This is a genomic window from Solihabitans fulvus (genome assembly GCF_008386585.1).
Lineage (GTDB): Bacteria > Actinomycetota > Actinomycetes > Mycobacteriales > Pseudonocardiaceae > Solihabitans > Solihabitans fulvus.
This window is the reverse complement of sequence record NZ_VUOB01000057.1, coordinates 14,468-33,747: the sequence shown is the minus strand read 5'-3', so window position 1 is coordinate 33,747 and position 19,280 is coordinate 14,468. Positions and strand designations below refer to the sequence as shown.

Here is a 19,280-nt window from a genome sequence, read left to right as displayed (position 1 = left end):
ATGGCCGTCGCCGTTCCGACCGAGACGCTGGACCGGACGTGGTCCCCGGTGCTCGACGACGTGCGCGCCGCCGAGCTGGACTGCTTGCAGGCCAACCTCGCGGCCGTGGCCGACCGGCGGCACGGGCCGGGCAGCCACCTCGCGTTGGGCGCGTGGCTGCGGTTCGCCTCGACCGGCGAGCCCGGCGGGCCGCCGAGCGTCGAGGTGCCGCTCCAGCAGCGGCTGACCGAGGCCGAGGAGCTGCTCGGGCTGGCCGTCGCGAAGCGCTGGGACGGGGTCGACGGCCCGACCCTGCGCGCGCTGGTCGCCGAGCACGGGCCGCTGTACGTGGTCGGCGACGCGCACGACATGAGCTGGCTGCCGTACTTCGGGCGCAGCCACATGGAGCACAGCCTGCTGCTGGCCGACGCATGCGACTCGTGCACCGTCGTGGACGCCTACCACAACGACACGCCGTGGGGGTCGGCCCGCCCCGGCGTGTGGCGGCTGTCCCCCACCGAGTTCGACGCCGCGGTGCCGACGGCGACCGCGATCCTGTTGTCCGAGGGGCCGCTGCCCGCCGTCGACCCCGTCGGGGTGCTGGTCGGCAACGCCAGGGCGCTGGCGAACCGGGCCCCGGCCGACCGGTACGTGACGGCCGTGCGCGAACACCTCGGCGACCCGGCTGCGCTGGACCGCCTGGTGCTGGACGTGTGGCTGCTCAGCCGGTCGCGCCAGCTGCACGCGAGCTGGCTCGCCGAGGCGCCCGCCGCGCCCGCAGACGGCTGGCAGCTGGCCTCGGCGCACGCGGACGCCTGGCAGGCGATGTCCACGCAGGTCTACGTAGCGATGCGGCGGGCACAGCGCGGCGGCGGCGTGCCGACCGGCCTCGCCGACCGGCTGCGGGACCTGCTGGACGGGGACGTCGCGCTCGCCTCGGCGCTCGCCGCGCTCGCGGTCCGGGCCTCGGTGGTCGACGCGCTCGCGGCGGTGCTCAAGCTCGACCCGGCGACGGCGGCCTCCGCCGGCGTGCTGCGCGACCTGCCGAACTTCAACTCCTTCCGGCTGATCGACGTCATCGAGCACGTCGAGGCCCAGCTCGGTGTGGTTCTCGACCCCGACCAGCTGACCGCGACCGGCCTTCGCGACGTCGAGGCGCTGTCCGGGATGTTCCGCCTCGCGGTCGAACGGGAGGACACGCCATGACCGGTCCGACGCTGCTGCACCACCTGCTCGACCGCGCGGCCTCGGCACGCCCCGACGCGCCCTCGGTCGACTGCGGCACCGCCACGCTGACCTTCGGGCAGCTCGACCTGGCCAGCAGGCGGCTCGCCGGCTTCCTTGCGGAGCTCGGCGCGCGCCGGGGCGACCGGGTGGTCGTGTGCACGCCGCCGGACGTGCTGGTGCCCGCGCTGCTCTACGGCTGCGCCAGGGCGGGCGCGGTGTTCAGCGTGGTGCACGAGCAGACCCCGGAGCCCGCGCTCGCGCACGTGCTCGACGACTGCGAGCCCGCCGTGCTGGTCACCGACGACCCGGTCGGGCACGCGTTGGCCGCCGCACGGGGCATCCGCGCGGTCACGCTCGCTGAGCTGCACGCCGCCGCGCAGGACTCCGCCAGGCAGGACTCCGCCAAACAAGACTCGATCGTGCCGCGGGAGACGCCGGTGCTCGCCGTCGACCCGGTGTGCCTGATCTACACCTCGGGCAGCACGGGACGGCCCAAGGCGGTGGTGTCCACGCACGCGCAGGCCGTCTTCGCGATCGCCGCGATCGAGTCCCAGCTGGCGTACCGGCCGGACGACGTCGTGTTCTGCGCGCTGCCGCAGTCCTTCGACTACGGGCTCTACCAACTGTTCCTGGCGACCTCCGCCGCCGCGCGGCTGCGGCTCGCCTCGGCGGCCGACGCGGGCCCGCAGCTGTTGCGGCAGCTCACCACGCACCGGGTGACCGTGCTGCCGGCGGTGCCGGCCATGGTGAAGACGTTGGCGCGCCTGCTGTCCCGGCCCGGCGCGCAGCCGCCGCCGCTGCGGCTGGTGACCAACACGGGCGCGGCCATGCCGGAGGTCTCGCTGCGCGAGCTGCGGCGGCACGTGCCCGGCCTGCGGGTCCAGCTGATGTTCGGGCTGACCGAGTGCAAGCGCGCCACGATCATGCCGCCGGACGAGGACCTGCGCAGGCCCGGCGCGTGCGGAAAGGCGTTGCCCGGCACCGAGGTCTTCGTCGTGGACGAGGACGGCGGGCGACTGCCGGTCGGCGAGATCGGCGAGATCGTGGTGCGCGGGCCGAACGTGATGGCCGGGTACTGGCGGCGGCCGGAGCTGACCGCGCAACGGTTCCACCTGGCGCACGGGCTGTTCCCCGAGCTGCGCACCGGTGACTACGGCAGGATGGACGAGGACGGCTACCTGTACTTCTCCGGTCGTCGCGACGATCTCTACAAGGAGCGCGGGTTCCGGGTCAGCGTCACCGAGGTGCAGGCCGCGGCCTACCGGGTGCCCGGGGTGCAGGCGGCGGCTGTGCTGGCGCCGACCGCGGACCGGGACAGCGCGACGCTGTTGGTCGTCACCGACCTCGCGCCGGAGGACGTGCTCGCCGGGCTGCGCGCCGAGCTTGAGGACTTCAAGGTGCCGAGGCAGTGCCTGGTGGTGCCGGAGATTCCGTTGACACCCAACGGAAAGGTCGACCGCGCGGGACTGCTGCGGCTGGTCGAGGACGGCACTCATGTCTAGCCGCCTGCCCGCCGGGCTCGAGGACCTGCCGACACCCGCCTACGTGTACGACCTCGACCAGGTCGACCACGCGTACGCCCTGCTGCGGCAGGCGTTGCCAACGCCGAGCACGCTGTACTACTCGCTCAAGGCCAACCCGCATCCGGCGATCGTTGGCGCGCTGCGCCAGGCCGGGTGCCGCGCCGAGGTCTGCTCCCCCGGCGAGCTGCGCGTCGCGCTGGACGCGGGCCACTCCCCCGACGAGATCCTCTACACCGGACCCGGCAAGCGGGACGTGGACGTGGCCGACGCGATGCGGCACGGCGTCACGTGGTTCTCGGTGGACTCGCCGCACGGCATCGACCAGCTCGACCGGATCGCCGGAGCCGTCGGCGTCGGCGCGCGGTTCCTGTTGCGGGTCAACGACAGCACGCCGGTGCCCGGCCAGGGGCTGACCATGACCGGGGTGCCGTCCCAGTTCGGCGCGGACGCGGAGTGGATCCTGGCCGAGCCGACCAGGTTCGGCTCGCGGGACGCGGCGACGCTGGCCGGCTTCCACCTCTACATGGGCAGCAACCTGACCGACGAGGACGCGCTGGTCGCCCAGTTCGGCCAGGCCGCGGCGACCGCGCGCAAGCTGGCCGACGCCTGCGGCACCGAGGCGCGCGTGCTCGACCTCGGCGGCGGGTTCGGCGCGCCGTTCGCCCGCGCGGGCGACCTGCCGACGTTCCCGACGCTGGCCGAGCGGCTGGCGGACCTGTTGGACACCGCCTTTCCGGGCTGGGGCGCCGAAACGCCCGAGGTGGCTTTCGAGTCCGGCAGGTACCTGGTCGCGACCGCTGGCCGGCTGCTCACCAGGGTGCTCGACGCGAAGCGGTCCCACGGCAGCCCGGTGCTGGTGCTGGAGTCCGGCATCAACCACCTCGGCGGCATGTCGGGGCTGCGCCGGCTGCCGCCGATGATCCCGCACCTGCACCCCACCGACGACGACAGGGGCGAGGTGTCCGGGACGATCGTCGCTGGCCCGCTGTGCACCCCGCTGGACACCTGGGCGCGCGGGGTCACCGCGACCGACGCGCGGCCGGGCGACCTGCTCGTCGTGCCCAACGTCGGCGCCTACGGCCTGGCCGCCAGCCTGGTGGCGTTCCTTGGCCACCCACTGCCCGCCGAGGTCATCGTCCGAAATGGACAGATCTCGGACATCTCCACGCTGACTCTTCGCCGTGCACACGTTCCCGATCTGGACAGGGAGTGATCCGCTGTGGATACCCGCTTCGTCACGATGCTCCGGCCGTTCCTCAAGTACGCGGGCGCCAACGAGATCACGCTCGACTCGTCGCTGCGTGATCTCGGCCTCGACTCCATGCAGGCCGTCGAGCTGTTGTTCGCCATCGAGGACACCTACCAGGTGTCGTTACCCGACGAGCTGCTCACCGACACCACCTTCGCGACCGCGGGCAACCTCTGGGCCGCGATCGAGAGCTCCGGGGTCGGCGCGGAGGCAGGAGCCAAGCTGTGCTGAGCACGCCACCGGAGCTGGACAAGGTGCTCGCCGTCGCCGCCGAGCACGCCGAGCACGCCGACGCCGACGCCGAGTTCCCCACCGCCGCGCTCGACGCGCTGCGCGCCAGCGGCCTGCTCGGGCTGGTCGTGCCGGTGGAGCACGGCGGCCTCGGCGGCACGTTCGCCGACGTGGTCGACCTGACCATGCGGATCGCCACCGTGGACATGTCGGTCGGCATGGTGTTCGGCATGCACTGCCAGCAGGCCGCGACCATCGTCCGGCACGCCGGCCCGGCACTGCGGGCCGAGCTGCTGCCCGCGCTCGCCAGGGGCGAGCTGTACCTGGCGTCGGTGACCACGGAGCGCGGCAAGGGCGGGCACCTGCTCACCTCCGAGTCGGAGGTCACCGCCGAGGGCGGCACCCTGCACGTGGACCGGGACGCGCCGGTGGTCACCGGCGGCGTGCACGCGGACGGCTACCTCGTCACCACGCTCGCCCCGGACGCCACCTCGCCAAGCCAGGTCTCGCTGATCTACGCGGCCAGGAACCAACTCGAGACGCAGGTGCTCGGCGGCTGGCAGCCGTTGGGCATGCGCGCCACGCACAGCGTGCCGATGCGGCTGACCGGCGACATCCCGGCGAGCCAGCTCGTCGGCGAGCCCGGCGGGTTCCGGGACATCGTCACCGCGACCTTCGGCCCGCTTGCCCACCTCAGCTGGTCAGCGGCATGGCTCGGCGCGGCGTCCGGCGCGCTGTCCAGGGTGGTCGGGCACATCAGGAGCCCGCAGGGACGCAAGCAGTTCAACACCTCATCGGAGCTGTTGCTGACCAGGCTCGCCGGGGTCCGCGGCCGGCTCGATCTGGTGCACGCCCTGCTGCGGCACACCCTCGACGTGGTGGACCGGACCCAGGACCTGTCCGTGCCGCCGGTACAGCTGCTGATCAACACGCTCAAGACGCAGGCGGCCGTGCAGTGCTTCGCCGCGGTGGACGAGCTGGTCGAGCTGGTCGGCCTCCGGCACGGGTACCTGCGCGGCTCGGCGCTGTGGCTCGAACGCGTGTTCCGGGACCTGCGCTCGGCGTCGCTGAACTACGCCAACGACCGCCTGCTCCTGGCCAACGGGGCGCTGGCGTTGCTCGACCAGGAGGTTCGCCTTGCCTGATCCCAACGGCGGGCCGCGATGACGGCGATCTCGGATCCGTCGCCGGCCGTCACGGACTTCCGGCGCGCGCTGGTGGACGCCCTCGACACCGTCGGGGACGCCACCGGCCGCGAGCTGTGGTGCGCGCTGGGCCGGGGCGGCGTGCTGGCCGCGCACACGGCGGGCGAGGATCCGCGCGCCGACCGGCTGCGGGCGCTGCTGACCGAGCTGGACGCCCGCTATCCGCTCGGCGTGGTGCTGTCGGTGTGCGTGCAGGTGGCCACCGCGCTGCCGATCCTGCTGCACGGGCCGGCCAGCGAGCACGTGGCCGGCGTCGGCGCGGCGGCGCTGCGCGGCGAGGCGATGCTGGCGTTGGCGGCCACCGACTCGGCGGCGTCCGGGTCCGACCTGATGGACCTTGGCACCACCGCCGTGCTCGGCGAGGACACGGTCGTGCTGGACGGCGGGAAGCGGTGGATCACCAACGCGGGCACCGCCGACCACCTGCTGGTGTTGGCGCGGCACCGGCCGCAGCGGCACTTCACCAGCTTCCTGTGGGTGCTGGTGCCGGCCGACGCGCCGGGCCTGACGGTCGAGCCAGCGGACGGGTCGATGTTCGCGGGCTCCGGCGTCGGCCACCTGTCCTTCGACGCGGTGACGCTCGGCCGGGACCACCTGGTCGGCGCGCCCGGCCGGGGTCTGGCCACGTTCTCGAGGCACATCGCGACCGAGCGGCTGGCCGGCGGGCTGTGGGCGGGCGCGATGTGCCGGCGGGTGCTCACAGACACCCGGCGCGCGCTCGCCGACAAGCCGCTGCACGGGGCGACCGCGTGGGACAACGACGCTGTGCGGCAACGGTTCGCGCGCTGCCTGGTCGAGTCGCGCCGCATCGACGCGCTGTGCGCGGACGTGTGCGGCGGCTCCGGCGGACTGGTGGACAGCATGGTGCTCAAGGCGTCGGTGGCCGACAGCCTGGACCGCGTCCTCGGCGAGTGCGTGCAGCTGATCGGCGCGGACGCCTTCGGTGCCGGCGGGGTGGCGCGCCTGCGCGCGGAGGCGGCGATGTTCGGGGTGGCCGGCGGCGCGACCGGCGCGATGCTGGCCGGTGTCGCCGACCACGCGGACGACCTGCTCGGCGGTCCGCGATGACGCTCGCCTTCGCAGGAAACCGCGCCCACGCAAGGGTTGCGCGCGCCGACACGCCCGTCGGCGACGCGGCAACGGCCGCCGACACCGAGGCGGCGCGGCTGCTGCCGGCGTGGCGGGCCGCCGAGTATCTGGCCGCGCGGGCGCTGCTGCGGCGGCTGCTGGCCGAGGTCGCCGGACCGGCCGCCGCCGTCCTGCCGATCGCCGCCGACGAGGCCGGCAGGCCGCACCTGCCGGACCGGCCCGATCTGACGATCAGCCTGTCCCACGAGGGCGACTGGGTGGCCGCCGCGGTCGGCCTCGGCGTGGACGTCGGCGTGGACGTGCAGCCGCCGCAGCCGGCCAGCGAGGGCCTGCGGCGGCGCTGCTGCACCCCGCGCGCCCGCCGCGCGCTGGCCGAGCTGCCGGCCGCCGACCGGGACCGTGAGTTCGCCTGGATCTGGACCGTGCAGGAGGCGTGCGTGAAGGCCGACGGCACCGGCGTGGCCGGCCTGCCGTGGACGGTGCCCGTCGAGGTCGGGCAGCGGGCCGGCGTCTGGGGCGACTACCGCTGGCGCAGGCTGCCCGACTCGATTGGCGTGCCGGCGAGCTTCGCCTACCGGGGCAGCCCCGATCCCGAGGAGGTGGCCACGTGGAGTTCACCGGCCTGAGCTGCTACACCGCCAATCTCGTTGCCTACCTTGCCGAGGACGACCCCGGCGCGGCGGCCAGGTTCGCCGACTCGGTCCGGCTCGCGGTGCGCGTCGACCTGCCCGACGGCGCGCTTTCCTTCTCCCACCACGACATTCCGCTCGACCGGCTGCCCGACGGCACCCGCCTGCGGTACGCCTGCGCCGTGGACGCCATGGCGGCGCGCGACGAGGTCGAGGCCGAACTGGCCGCGCACGGCCAGGTTCTGGTGGTGACGGACAACGCGCGGCTGCCGTGGTCGCCGTCCTTCGGCACCATCTCGACCGCGCCGCACTGGCTGCTGGTCGACGGCCGCGACGGCGACCAGTGGCACGTGGTCGACCACTTCGCCGGCCTGCTGCCGACCGGCGAGCAGAGTGCGCACACCGGCACGCTGTCCACCGCGCGCCTGCTCGACGCGATGACGCTGCCCCGGCACTGGTCCGCCGTGCAGCAGCGCCGCAGCGAGCTGGCGTTCGGTTTCCCTGTCGGCACACCGTTGTCCGGTCCGCAGTGGCTGCGGCGGGATCGGGACGACGGGCGCGCCGACGAGCTGCCGGGGCGGTGGCTGACGACCGACGCGGAGGCCCTGCCGTTCCTCGCCGACCGCTTCCGCGCCGATCCCATCGGGATGGCGCCGTACCTGGACGACCTGTGGACCGTCGCCGGGCACCACACGTTCCGGTACCGGCGGCTGCGCGAGGACCCCGCGTGCGCCGACGACGCGCGGGCCGCGTTGGACGGGGCCCTGGACGCCTGGCGGCAGCTTCCCAGCGCCCTGCGGTTCGCGGTCGACTCCGCGCGCCGGGACCGGCCGCGCGCGTCGCTGGTCGACCTGACGTTCGGCAACCTGCTCACCATCGAAAGCGGACAGGACGCGCTCCTGCCGACAGCCGGAAGGACAGCACGATGACGACGCGCTCCCTCTACGAGTGGATTCGGTTGGCCGCACAGGCCAATCCCGACGCCATGGCGTTGGAGGCCAACGGGATCGAGCTGACCTACGGCCAGCTGGTCACCGCGGCCGAGTGGATGTCCGCGCGCATGGTCGGGGCGCTCGGCGAGGCGCCGAGCAGGGTCGGTCTGCTCTCTTCGCGTTGCGCGGTCAGCTATGTCGCGTATCTGGCCGCGCTGCGGCTCGGCGCGGCGGTCGTGCCGATGAACCCCGGCGCGCCCGCGGTGCGCAACCTGACCATCACCGACGAGGCCGGCCTCGACCTCACCGTCGTGGACGACACCTCCGGCGCCGAGGTCGCGGAGTACCGGCAGAAGACCTCGGGCGAGGTACTGGACATGACCGGCGACCGGTGGCGGCCGATGCGCGATCCCGGTCAGGGCAAGGGGATCCCGCCGCAGGCGGAGCGCGGCAGGGACGACCTCGCCTACATCATCTTCACCAGCGGCACCACCGGGAAGCCCAAGGGCGTGCCGGTCACGCACGGCTGCATGTCGGCGTTCCTGGACGAGGTCATCCCCCGCTTCGGCTTCGGTCCCGGCTGCCGCGTCTCGCAGACGTTCGAGATGTCCTTCGACGGCTCGGTCATCGAGATCTTCGGGGCGCTCGCGTCGGGCGCGACCCTGTGCGTCGCGCAGCACGCGGACGTGTTCACGCCGGTGAAGTTCGTCAACGAACGGCAGTTGACGCACTGGCTCTCGGTGCCGTCGCTGGTCTCCTTCGCCAAGCGGCTGCGGGCGTTGGCGCCCGGCTCGATGCCGACCCTGCGCAGCAGCCAGTTCGGCGGCGAGGGCCTGACCTTCGAGCAGGCGGAGGCGTGGTCGGCCGCCGCGCCGAACTCGAAGGTGCAGAACTGCTACGGCCCGTCGGAGGCGACGGTCATCGTCACCGGCTACGTGGTGCCGGCGGACCGGGCGGCGTGGCCGGACACCTCCAACCGGTACATCCCGCTCGGCCACCCGTTCCCGGGGGTGGACTGGGTGCTGCTGGACGACGACCGGACCTCCGACGACGACGGCGAGCTGTGCCTGCGGGGCGGGCAGCGGTTCCCCGGCTACCTCGACCCGAGCGAGAACGCCGGCCGGTTCGTGCGGGTGGAGTCGGGCCGCGCCGAGGTCTACGACGGCAGCGGCCCGCTCACCGCCGAGCACTACTACCGCACCGGCGACCGGTGCCGGATCGAGCACGGCGAGCTGATCCTGTTGGGCCGCGTCGATCATCAGGTGAAGATCCGCGGCCACCGGGTCGAGCTCGGCGAGATCGAGTCCGCGCTGCGCAAGCACCCCGCCGTCATCGAGGTCGTGGTCATCACGGTCACCGCAGCCGACGGCGAGGTGGACCTGCACGCGCTCTACACCGGCGGCGAGGTCACCGACGCTGAGCTGGCCGAGCTGGTCGGCGGCCTGCCGAGGTACATGCACCCGCGCGGCTTCCACCACCGCGACTCGATCCCGCTGACCGCCGTCGGCAAGGTCGACCGCAAGAAACTCACCGACGAGTTCGCGGTGCACCGTGACTGAGCCACGCTTCCCCGCGACCCCCACCCAGGAAGCCCTGTGGTGGGTGCACCAGCGCGCCGCGCGCAAGTCGCTCTACCACATCACCTGGCGGCTCGGGTGTGCCGTGCCACCGGACCTTTCGGTGCTGCGCGGGGCGTGGCGGGCGGTGGTCGACCGGCACGAGGCGCTGCGGATGTCGATCGACCTGCTGGACGGCGAGGTCGCCACGACGGTCCTGCCCTCGGTGGCCGTGCCGGTGCGGTCGGTCGAGATCGACGACCCAGGATCGACGCCGGTCGCCACGCTGCTCGCGCTGATCGCGGAGGAGACGCACGACGAGCCGATGCCGCTCGACCGCGCTCCGCTGGCGCGGCTGACCGCCGTCCGGGTCGGCGCGGAGCACGAGCTGGTGCTCACCGTGCACCACTGCGCGGTGGACGGCTGGAGCATTCAGGTGCTGATGGCCGACCTGTCCACGGCCTACGCGGCGCTGTCGCGCGGCGCGCCGCCGTGCTTCGAGAAGGAACCCGGCTCGTTCCTGGACTTCGCCCGCGACCTGTGCCGGGCCCGCGACCGGGGTCGCTGGCAGAAGACGCTCGACTACTGGCGCGCGACGCTGGACGGCGCGACCGGGGTGACCGTCGCACCCGACCGCCCCGGCCGCGACACGGTCGGCGGTCCTGGCTCGACGGTGCGCTACGAGTTCAGCCGGGAGGCCGTCGACGGGCTGGCCCACCTCGCCAAGGCCGCGCAGACCACGCCGTTCGCGGTCGTGCTCGCCGCCGTGCAGATCGTGCTGGCGCGCGGTGGCGGCGGCCGGGACGTCGCGGTGGGTGTCGTGGCCGCCAACCGGATGACCGGCCGCGACCTGCGGCTCGTCGGCTACCTGGCCAACGTCTGCGTGACCAGGGCGCGGATCGCCGACGACGACACCGTCGCGGCCGTCGTCGGCAGGGCACGCGAGACGCAGTGGCAGGTGCTGACCCACCAGGGCGTGCCCTACCCCGTGGTGCACGCCGAGCTGCCGGCGGAGACCAGCGCCGCGTTGGGCGACATCCCGCCGGTGCTGCTCAACTACCTCGGCCCGATCGGCGCGGACCTGCGCCTCGGTGACGTGCCGCTGGCGCTGCGCCGCAGCCCGAACCGGGCCGCCAGGACGGACCTGACCATCGGCTACTGGGACGGCGACGGCCTGCTGACCGAGGTCGAGTACGACGTCGACCGCTACGACCGGGCCACCGTGCTGCGCCTGCTGCACGACGTGGACCTGGTCCTTTCCAGCGAGGGCGACCGCCAGGTCAGCGCCATCGGGCTGCGCACGCGGTCGGCCGCGCGGCACCGGCCCGCGCCTGCCGAACCGACAGCAGCCGAACCGGCACAGGCCGCGCCGCCTCAGTCCGCCGTGTCGGCCGACATCGGGCGGGCCTGGGCCGAGGTGCTCGGGCACGCCCCGACCGGCCCCGACGTCGACTTCTTCGCCGACGGCGGCGGCTCGCTCAAGGTCCTCCAGCTCGCCGCCGCGATCGAGGCGGCGACCGGCGCGCGGCTGGAGCTGGTGGACTGGCTGGCCGAGCCGACGCCGAGGCGAATCGCCGAGCAGCTCGCCGGCGGCGGCCACGGCGGCTCGGTCCGGAGCACCCTGGTGACGCTGCGCGAGGGCGCTGGCCCGCACCTGCACCTGGTGCACGGCGCGGGCGGCGCGGCGCACGACTACCGGGACCTTGTCGCCGCCCTGCCGCCGCACTGGCGGGTCACGCTGTCCCAGGACCGCACCGGGGCGGACTCGGTGCCGGCCATGGCCGCCGCGTACCTGGCCGACCTCGACGCGGCGGGGCAACGACCGGACGTGCTCGGCGGGTGGTCGTTCGGCGGCATGGTCGCCGCAGAGATGGCGGCCGCCTGCCCCGGCCCGCCGCCGGGACTGGTGGTGATCGACTCGCCGCCACCGGTCGGCTACCCGGTCGACGAGGACGCGGTGCGGGAGCAGCTGACGTCCTTCGCCGCGATGGTCGGCCAGTCGCTGGACCTGCCGCCGGACGCCGCGTCGCCGATCGTCTCGCCGCACGACCCCGAGCTGACGGTTCGCGTGCTGGCCGCGTGCCTGACGGCGGCGGGCGAACCGGTGCCGGCGCAGGCGCTGGTCGAGCGCTGGCGGGCCTACCACCGGCATTCGCTGGCCGGGGCCGGTCACGTCACCGACCGCAGGCTGCCGACCGCCTCGGTGGTCGTCGGCGCGGACCTCACCGACGCGCAGCTCGGCCAGTGGGCCGAGCGGCTGACCCCGACGCCGTGCGTGCTGCGCGTGGCCTCCGACCACTTCGGCGCGGTGCGCGCGCCCGCCGTCGCGGAGATCGCCGCCGCCGTCGAACGCCTCGCCGCGCGACTCCCACAGCCGTGACCCGTCCCTCTCGACCACCTGGAAGGACGCCATGACCGGTTCCGACCACCCGGGCGCGACCCTGTTCACCCGGTTCCGCGAGTCGGCGACCCGCCATCCCGACGCCGTCGCGCTGGAGGTCGGCGACGACGTGCTGACCTACCGCGAGCTGCTCGACCTGGTGGAGCGGCTCGCCGAGGTGCTGGTGGCACGGGTGGGCGGCCGGCCGCCCGCGGTGGGGCTGCTCGCCGCGCGCGGCCTCTCGACGTACGCGGGATACCTGGCCGCGCTGCGCCTCGGCGCGACCGTCGTGCCGCTCAACCCCGTCTATCCCGCCGCCCGCAACCGCCTGATGTGCGCGGCCACCTCGGTCGCGGCCATCGTGGTCGACGAGCCCGACGCGGCGGCGGAGATCGTCGACACCACCGCGATCGTGCCGGTGGCGCCGCCGCGACCGGCCGACCTGCCGCCGCCGCACCGCGAGCCCTACGCCGGTCGGGCGGACGACGTCGCCTACGTGCTGTTCACCTCCGGCTCCACCGGCGTGCCCAAGGGCGTGCCGATCCGGCACCGCAACCTCGACGCCTATCTCGACTACTGCGTGGACCGCTACGAGGTCGGCCCCGGCTGCCGGCTGAGCCAGACGTTCGACCTCACCTTCGACCCCTCGGTGTTCGACATGTTCGTCGCCTGGTCCGCCGGCGCGACCCTGGTCGTCCCGCAGGCCGAGGAGCTGCTCACCCCCGTCCGGTTCGTCACCGGCCGGGGCATCACGCACTGGTTCTCGGTGCCCTCGATCGTCTCGATCGCCCGGCGGCTGCGCGCGGTGCGCCCCGGTGTCATGCCGGGCCTGCGCTGGAGCCTGTTCGCCGGCGAGCAGCTCACCTTCGACCAGGCGCGGGCGTGGGCGGCGGCGGCACCCGGCAGCACGGTCGAGAACCTCTACGGGCCGACCGAGCTGACCATCACCTGCACCGGCTACCGGCTGCCGACCGACGAGGCGAGCTGGCCGAGCACGTCCAACGGCACCGTGCCGATCGGGCAGGTCTACCCGCACCTGGACGGCCTGGTCCACGCCGAGGACGGCGGGCAGGGCGAGGCGGGCGAGCTGTGTGTGCGGGGCGCCCAACGCTTCCACGGCTACCTGGACGAGGCGGCGAACGCGGGCCGCTTCCTCGCCGCCGACGGCGCGCCGGCGACCGGGCCCGGTGTGCCGGCCGCCGATCACTGGTACCGCACCGGGGACCGGGTCCGCGTCGAGGACGGCGTCCTGGTGCACCTCGGCCGGTTGGACCACCAGCTCAAGATCAGCGGGTACCGGGTCGAGCTCGGCGAGATCGAGGCCGTGCTGCGCGAGCACGACGGGGTGCACGACGCGGTCGTGCTCGCGCTGACCGGAGACAACGGCGAGATCGTGCTGCGCGCCTGCTACACCGGCAGCCCCGGCCTCGACGACGAGCTTGCCGCGATCGCGACCCGGCGGCTGCCCGCCTACATGCTGCCGTGGTCCTACCGCCGTCTGGACGCGTTGCCGGTCAACACCAACGGCAAAGTCGACCGCCGTCGGCTCGCCGAGGAGCTGTCCGACCTGCCGCCGACACCAGGAGGCGCTGCCATTCGGGAACATCTCGACACCCGTTAGGCGGCACCCATTAGGACGCACCCGTTAGGCGGCAACCGTTAGGCCGCGCCGGTTAGGCCGAAATGGTCACCTGTAAGCGTTTTTCTGGGTCCGCGCGCGCCGTTGTGCGACTGTGGAGTCACATCCGTTGAAGCGTGGCGGATCCAGGGGGGAGGATCGTTGGCGGCGTCACGTCAGGACACCTCACCGGTCCGGTTCCGGTTGCTCGGACCCGTCGAGTTCAACGACGGCGGGGAATGGCGGTCGATCGGCTCGGCGAAGCAACGCACGCTGCTGGCGATTCTGCTGCTGAACGCCAACCGCGTGGTGCCGGTGCGGCAGCTGTACGCGGAGCTGTGGCCGGACAAACCGGCCGCACAGGTCAAGGGCCTGCTCGCCGGGTGCGTGTGGCGGCTGCGCGCGGCGCTCGGCGAGACCGCAGGGCGGGCGCTGGTCACCAAGGCGAGCGGCTACCAGTTCGCCGTCGAGCCCGGCGCGCTCGACGTGCTGGAGTACGAGAAGCTGGTGACGGCGGCCCGCTCCCGGCTGGCCGCCGACGACCTGGCCGGCGCGATGACGGCGTTCACCGCCGCGCTGCGGCTCTGGCGCGGCTCGCCGCTGGCCGACGTCGCCCTCACCCTGTCGGTGATGGCCGAGCGGGCCCGGCTTGAGGAGTCGCGGCTCACCGTGCTGGAAAGCCGCTTCGGCCTCCAGATCACGCTCAGCGACCCGGAGGAGGTGCTGCCGGAGCTGAAGCTCATCGTGTCGCAGCACCCGCTGCGCGAGCGGCTGCACGAACACCTGATGGTGGCGCTGTACCGCTCGGGGCAGCAGGCCGACGCCCTCGGCGCGTACCGGGACCTGCGCAGGCTGCTCATCGACGAGCTCGGGGTCGAGCCGAGCAAGCCGTTGCGCGAGTTGCAGCGGCGCATCCTGGCCGAGGATCCCCAGCTCGCGGTCGCGCTCGGCACCCCGGCCGCCCCCGTTCCCCTGGCCGCCCCGGTCGAGATCACCCGCGTCGCGCCGCATCGGCTGCCGCCGAGGAACCCGGTGTTCGTGGCCCGCGACGCCGAGGTGGCCGAGCTGACCGCGCGGTTGGCCGAGGACAACGCGGTGTGCGCGGTGCACGGGATGACCGGATCCGGCAAGACCGCGCTGGCCCTGCACGTGGCGCAGGCGGTGGCCGACCGGTTCCCCGACGGTCAGCTCCATCTCGACCTGCGGGGCGCGTCGAACGCGCCGCTCGACCCGGCCGCCGCGCTCGCCGCCCTGCTGTCCGCGTTCGGCGAGCGGCCATCGGCCGACCCACGGCAGGCCGCCGCGCAGTGGGCGGCGGCGCTGGAGGGACGTCGGGTGCTGCTCGTGCTCGACGACCTGCGCGATGTGCGGCAGGTCCGGCCGCTGCTCCCGACGGCTCCCGGCTGCGCGGTGCTGTTGACCGGCCGCGCCGCGGTCGGCGCCATCGACGGCTGCCACCACCTGCGGCTTGGCCGGCTGCCCGTGCCCGCCGCGGTGGACCTGCTGCGCAGGGTCCTCGGGGCCGACCGGGTCGACGCGCAGTTGGCCGACGCGAACACCCTCGCCGGCCTGTGCGAGTGCCTGCCGCTGGCGGTGCGGGTCGCGGCCGCGAGACTCGCCGCCCGCCCCGACTGGACCATCGCGGACCTCGCCGACCGGCTCGCCGACGCGCACCGCAGGCTGGACCTGTTGGTGAGCAACGACTTGAGCGTCCGGGACCGATTGCAGACCTGCGTGCACGGGCTGCGGGTGGACGGCGACGAGGAGGCGTTGTCGGCGCTCGCCCTGCTCGCCGAGCTGGACCTGCCCGTGGTCACCGTGGCGACCGTGGCCGCGTTGCTGGACGTCGCCGAGGCCAGCGCCGAGGCGACCGCCGAGCGGCTCGTCGACGCGGGCCTGCTGGAGTCCCTGCCCAGGGCAAGGTACCGAGTGCCGGCGTTGGTGCGCCTGCTCGCGGCGGACGAGCTCGGCCGGTCCGAGGTGGCGGCGCCGGCCGCCGTGCAGCGCGTGGTCGACCACTACCTGACGGCGGTCCAGCACCACCTGCCCGACCAGTCGGTGAGCGTCCGGCACGAGCCCGGCTGGCACCGAGGAAGGGCGACCAGCCTGGCCTGGTATCGCGAGCACCACGCGATCCTGCGCGCGCTGGCGCACCGCGACCTGACCGACACGCTGCCCAAGGTGCTCGACCAGCTGCGCTGGATGTTGACGAACTGACCGTCCGTGTCGACGGGCCGCTCAGCAGCTCCGCAGAATGGTCTCGGCGAGCTCAAGAGCGTGGTCGACGCTGGTGGCCAGGAACATCAGGTCGACGAGCAGGTGCCGCACGTCGGGTTCGGTAGAGCAGCGCTGGATGGCGCTGACGACCTCGTCGATGGTGGCCCCCGGCTGCGGATAGACGCGCAGGACCAGGCCGATGCCGGCAGGGTCGCGGCCCTCCTGCTCGGCGAACTCCCGGATCCGCCGCATCGGCGCAGTGATCAGCTCGGCCGGGTCCGTCGGACCGGGGAGCACCAGGATCGGCAGCCAGCCGTCGGCCCTCCTGGCCACCCGCCGGAGCGCCGCGGGAGCGAAGCCGGCGAGGTGGATCTGCGGCCGCCGCACGGGTTTGAGCCCAGCGTGGGTGGCCGGCACCGTCCAGTGCTGGCCGTGGTACTCGGCCGGGTCGGCGGTCCAGAGCTGGTCGAGCGCGTCGAGGCACTCGTCCAGCCGACGGCCGCGTTCGGCGAACGGCACACTGGCCGCCTGGAACTCCTCCGGCGACCAGCCGGAGCCGAAGCCGGGCACCAGCCGTCCGCCGCTCACCGCGTCGATGGTGGTCAGCGAGCGCGCGAGCAGCGCGGGCGGATACCACGGCGCGTTGATCACATTGGTGCCCAGCAAGGGTTTCTCGGTCACCGCAGCCGCGATCCCCAGCGCCACGAAGGGATCCAGGATGTGGTGGAACTCCTCCGGGATGGTGCTGGCCCCCGGCGGGTAGCCCACGGTGGGGTTGACCGGAGCCAGCAGCCGGTCGCCGACCCACAGGCTGCCCGCCCCCAACGCCTCCGCCTCGCCGGCGAACCGGGCCACGGCGTCGGCCTGCCGGGCTGCGACACCACCGAGCTGCGGAAGGCTGAATCCGATGCGCATGATCCGGACGCTATCAGGTTGAAAGTTCAACAACAATACGCCAAATGCCCATCGGGCCAGACAGGACCGAAGAGGGCACACCATTCCCGAAGGCCACCTCCCCCGTCATAACGTCCTGACCTCGCAATCCTTTACATTACCAGCGTGCCGCGAAGTACCCTATGTCTCGGTTATCGACATACATGGTACCGATCGTTACCATGTCACGTGACCTGGATCACAAAACCTTTAATCCGCTACCGAGCTTTGCGTAGTTATGGGATCGTCACTGAGGGTGGCCGACAACGGCGACTTGCGCAACCGCGCATTTCGCATGTGCATCCTGTGCGGTGAGCGGCCCGACATGGGGGGTGACACTCTGCGAGCGCGGATTCCAGCCACAATGGAGTGTTCAGCATGGTGAGCGACCTGATTGAGGCGAACGAGCGGTTCCGGGGAATCCTGGACAGGCTCAGCACCAAGTCGATCGAAGACTACTACAACCCGTATCGGGTGTTCGAGTGGCCAGAAACCCTGCCGGAGAACATGTGGTGGATGAGCCCCGACCTCACCTCCACGCACGGCAGCGAGGTGGTTCGCGACCTCGGCGAGGAGCAGCTGCACCGGCTGTCCAAGTACGAGAGCGTGAACTTCTACAGCCTGAACGTGCACGGCATCCGCGAGCTGTTGATCGAGGTCACCAGGAGAATCCACACCACCGACTTCGAGGCGCCGTCGGAGTTCTTCCACCACTTCATCGGTGAGGAGAACGAGCACATGTGGTTCTTCGCGGAGTTCTGCTCGCGGTACGGACACAAGATCTACAAGCAGCCGCGCGGCGGCAACGCCAGTGTTCCCGCGTCCGAGGCGGAAAGCCTGCTGGTTTTCGCCCGAATACTGATCTTCGAGGAACTCGTCGACTACTACAACGCCAAGATGGCCCAGGACACCGGGCTGCACGACACGATCCGGCAGGTCAACCGCATTCACCACCAGGACGAGTCGCGGCACATCGCGTTCGGTCGCGAACTCGTCGCGATCCTCTTCGACGACTTCCGCGTCGGGGCCTCAGAGGAGGAGCTGCGCAACGTCGAGCGATACCTGAAGCGCTATGTCAGCTACAGCTTCGAATCGCTGTTCAACCCCCAGGTGTACCGGGACGCCGGAATCGAGGACCCGCTGGAGTTTCGCAGCACGCTGCTGAACTCGCCCACCCGGCACGAGTTCGAACAACGAGTATTCCGCAAGCCGCTGAGCTACCTGGTGAAGACGGGAATTTTCCGGGACAAGAACTTACACGTCGCGTGAATCAGGGGGACTCGACTGACATGGACGACGCACTGCGTGGCGGGGCTCTGGCGATCCTGGATCCCGACCACACGGCCCTGCTGCGGGAGCTTGATCGGACCTTCGCTGGCTGGGCCGCGGGAGCTGGGGAGATCTGCCCGCCGCCCATCTACCGCATCGACGATCTCCGCAAGTTCGACATCTACAAGAACTTCCCGCACCTCTCCCTCGTCGCCAGCGAACTCGACGTGGACCGAGTGGTGGACGCGGCCGACAGCGGCGCGTTCGGGCGAGAGCAGCTGCTCGGCGCGCGGTTCGGACTGCCGTCGGCGACCTGCTACGGCGCCTACCTGTTCTACGAGAACTCGCAGGTGGCGGCCGAGACGACGGTGACGCTGGTGAATCGCTGCTTCCGCAGGGAGGACAGCTACGGCGGCCTACGCCGCCTGCTGAGCTTCCAGATGCGGGAGATCGTCGCCATCGGCAGCGCCGAGCACGCGCAGGATCTGCTGGCCCGGCTCTCCGTCCGGATCATCGCCTTCGCCACGGACCTGCTGCTCGACGTCGAGAAGGTGCCCGCGTCCGACCCCTTCTTCGAGCAGGACGGCGGCCGCGCCCTGCTGCAAAAGCTGAGCCCGGTCAAGCACGAGTTCCGGTGCGAGGACCTGGCGATCTCCTCGGTGAACACGCACCGCAACTTCTTCGGCGAGCGGTGCGCGATCACCACGGCCGACACCGGCGAGCCGGCGTTCACCAGCTGCGTCGCCTTCGGCCTTGAGCGGTGGGTCGCGGTGCTCGTCAGCCGCTACGGCGATCCACGGAAGGCCCTTGCGGCGGTTCGCGACGCCGCGCAGCGGACGAACTGACCGTGATCCCCAGAGTCGGCGTCGACCTGGTCCCGCTGAGCCGGGTCGAGGACATCCTCCGGTCCGCCACACCGCACCTGCACCGGCTGCTGTCCGACACCGAGATCTCCTTGTCCCGCAACGACAGTGGCTTCGACCACGCCGGCATCGCTGGCCGGCTCGCGGCGAAGGAGGCCGTCTTCAAGGTCCTGCACACCGAACGGGAGACGCTGCCCTGGCTCGGCGTGGAGATCCTCAGGGGACGCGGCGGATGGCCGGAGGTCCAGCTGAGCGGTCGCGCCAGGCGGCTGGCGCACCAGGCCCGGTTGGACACGATCGCGGTCAGCATCACCCACGACGGCCCGTTCGCGGTCGCCGTGGTGGTAGCACACATCACCTCTGCGCCCCAGGGAAGGTAA

General features: G+C 72.6%; 16 protein-coding genes. 15 read left to right on the top strand and 1 reads right to left on the bottom strand.

The window, feature by feature from the left end:
- The 12 genes from F0L68_RS28590 (at position 1) to F0L68_RS28535 (ending at position 15,835) form a co-directional block, all read left to right on the top strand.
- Positions 1-1,185, top strand: a complete 1,185-nt coding sequence (locus tag F0L68_RS28590) for an acyl carrier protein (RefSeq protein WP_149852936.1) — start codon at positions 1-3, stop codon at positions 1,183-1,185.
- On the top strand, positions 1,182-2,708 hold the full coding sequence (locus F0L68_RS28585) for a class I adenylate-forming enzyme family protein (RefSeq protein ID WP_149852935.1): 1,527 nt from the start codon (positions 1,182-1,184) through the stop codon (positions 2,706-2,708). Before F0L68_RS28590 ends, F0L68_RS28585 begins: the two co-directional genes overlap by 4 nt.
- Entirely contained in the window at positions 2,701-3,942 is a 1,242-nt protein-coding gene (locus F0L68_RS28580) for a type III PLP-dependent enzyme domain-containing protein (RefSeq protein WP_149852934.1), read from the top strand. Before F0L68_RS28585 ends, F0L68_RS28580 begins: the two co-directional genes overlap by 8 nt.
- A 6-nt stretch (positions 3,943-3,948) precedes the next feature.
- Positions 3,949-4,209, top strand: a complete 261-nt coding sequence (locus F0L68_RS28575; protein ID WP_223199213.1) for an acyl carrier protein — start codon at positions 3,949-3,951, stop codon at positions 4,207-4,209.
- Complete coding sequence (locus tag F0L68_RS28570) at positions 4,203-5,354, top strand: acyl-CoA dehydrogenase family protein (RefSeq protein ID WP_223199212.1); 1,152 nt, start codon at positions 4,203-4,205, stop codon at positions 5,352-5,354. Before F0L68_RS28575 ends, F0L68_RS28570 begins: the two co-directional genes overlap by 7 nt.
- A gap of 18 nt (positions 5,355-5,372) precedes the next feature.
- Complete coding sequence (locus F0L68_RS28565; RefSeq protein WP_149852933.1) at positions 5,373-6,482, top strand: acyl-CoA dehydrogenase family protein; 1,110 nt, start codon at positions 5,373-5,375, stop codon at positions 6,480-6,482.
- Positions 6,479-7,129, top strand: coding sequence for a 4'-phosphopantetheinyl transferase family protein (locus tag F0L68_RS28560; RefSeq protein ID WP_149852932.1), 651 nt, complete (start codon positions 6,479-6,481; stop codon positions 7,127-7,129). Before F0L68_RS28565 ends, F0L68_RS28560 begins: the two co-directional genes overlap by 4 nt.
- The gene (locus tag F0L68_RS28555; RefSeq protein WP_149852931.1) at positions 7,111-8,061 is read left to right on the top strand and encodes a cysteine peptidase family C39 domain-containing protein; all 951 of its coding nucleotides are present in this window, start codon (positions 7,111-7,113) and stop codon (positions 8,059-8,061) included. The genes F0L68_RS28560 and F0L68_RS28555 overlap by 19 nt, the downstream gene beginning before the upstream one ends.
- Complete coding sequence (locus F0L68_RS28550) at positions 8,058-9,623, top strand: AMP-binding protein (RefSeq protein WP_149852930.1); 1,566 nt, start codon at positions 8,058-8,060, stop codon at positions 9,621-9,623. Before F0L68_RS28555 ends, F0L68_RS28550 begins: the two co-directional genes overlap by 4 nt.
- Entirely contained in the window at positions 9,616-12,000 is a 2,385-nt protein-coding gene (locus F0L68_RS28545; RefSeq protein WP_149852929.1) for a condensation domain-containing protein, read from the top strand. Before F0L68_RS28550 ends, F0L68_RS28545 begins: the two co-directional genes overlap by 8 nt.
- 31 nt (positions 12,001-12,031) lie before the next feature.
- A complete protein-coding gene (locus F0L68_RS28540) occupies positions 12,032-13,621 on the top strand; it encodes an amino acid adenylation domain-containing protein (protein WP_149852928.1) in 1,590 nt (529 codons plus the stop codon).
- Positions 13,622-13,780: 159 nt separating this feature from the next.
- Entirely contained in the window at positions 13,781-15,835 is a 2,055-nt protein-coding gene (locus F0L68_RS28535) for an AfsR/SARP family transcriptional regulator (RefSeq protein ID WP_149852927.1), read from the top strand.
- Positions 15,836-15,856: 21 nt separating this feature from the next.
- Here F0L68_RS28535 and F0L68_RS28530 read toward each other — a convergent pair whose 3' ends face one another.
- A complete protein-coding gene (locus tag F0L68_RS28530; RefSeq protein ID WP_149852926.1) occupies positions 15,857-16,750 on the bottom strand; it encodes a TIGR03619 family F420-dependent LLM class oxidoreductase in 894 nt (297 codons plus the stop codon).
- Positions 16,751-17,146: 396 nt separating this feature from the next.
- Here F0L68_RS28530 and F0L68_RS28525 point away from each other — a divergent pair, with 396 nt between their 5' ends.
- Genes F0L68_RS28525 through F0L68_RS28515 form a run of 3 tightly spaced genes read left to right on the top strand, consistent with a single transcriptional unit; the run spans position 17,147 to position 19,280 of the window.
- Positions 17,147-18,037 carry a diiron oxygenase gene (locus tag F0L68_RS28525; protein WP_149852925.1) on the top strand — a complete coding sequence of 297 codons (891 nt, stop codon included), beginning with the start codon at positions 17,147-17,149 and terminating at the stop codon, positions 18,035-18,037.
- Between the two features lie 20 nt (positions 18,038-18,057).
- Complete coding sequence (locus F0L68_RS28520; protein WP_149852924.1) at positions 18,058-18,882, top strand: class-II aminoacyl-tRNA synthetase family protein; 825 nt, start codon at positions 18,058-18,060, stop codon at positions 18,880-18,882.
- 2 nt (positions 18,883-18,884) lie between these two features.
- Positions 18,885-19,280, top strand: a complete 396-nt coding sequence (locus tag F0L68_RS28515) for a holo-ACP synthase (RefSeq protein ID WP_149852923.1) — start codon at positions 18,885-18,887, stop codon at positions 19,278-19,280.

What these genes read in the sequence shown, in the direction of transcription:
- F0L68_RS28585 (WP_149852935.1), top strand. Translation starts at nt 1,182, where the DNA reads ATGACCGGTCCGACGCTGCTGCACCACCTGCTCGACCGCGCGGCCTCG.
- F0L68_RS28550 (WP_149852930.1), top strand. Translation starts at nt 8,058, where the DNA reads ATGACGACGCGCTCCCTCTACGAGTGGATTCGGTTGGCCGCACAGGCC.
- F0L68_RS28590 (WP_149852936.1), top strand. Translation starts at nt 1, where the DNA reads ATGGCCGTCGCCGTTCCGACCGAGACGCTGGACCGGACGTGGTCCCCG.
- F0L68_RS28580 (WP_149852934.1), top strand. Translation starts at nt 2,701, where the DNA reads ATGTCTAGCCGCCTGCCCGCCGGGCTCGAGGACCTGCCGACACCCGCC.
- F0L68_RS28525 (WP_149852925.1), top strand. Translation starts at nt 17,147, where the DNA reads ATGGTGAGCGACCTGATTGAGGCGAACGAGCGGTTCCGGGGAATCCTG.
- F0L68_RS28530 (WP_149852926.1), bottom strand. Translation starts at nt 16,750, where the DNA reads ATGCGCATCGGATTCAGCCTTCCGCAGCTCGGTGGTGTCGCAGCCCGG.
- F0L68_RS28565 (WP_149852933.1), top strand. Translation starts at nt 5,373, where the DNA reads ATGACGGCGATCTCGGATCCGTCGCCGGCCGTCACGGACTTCCGGCGC.
- F0L68_RS28540 (WP_149852928.1), top strand. Translation starts at nt 12,032, where the DNA reads ATGACCGGTTCCGACCACCCGGGCGCGACCCTGTTCACCCGGTTCCGC.
- F0L68_RS28520 (WP_149852924.1), top strand. Translation starts at nt 18,058, where the DNA reads ATGGACGACGCACTGCGTGGCGGGGCTCTGGCGATCCTGGATCCCGAC.
- F0L68_RS28560 (WP_149852932.1), top strand. Translation starts at nt 6,479, where the DNA reads ATGACGCTCGCCTTCGCAGGAAACCGCGCCCACGCAAGGGTTGCGCGC.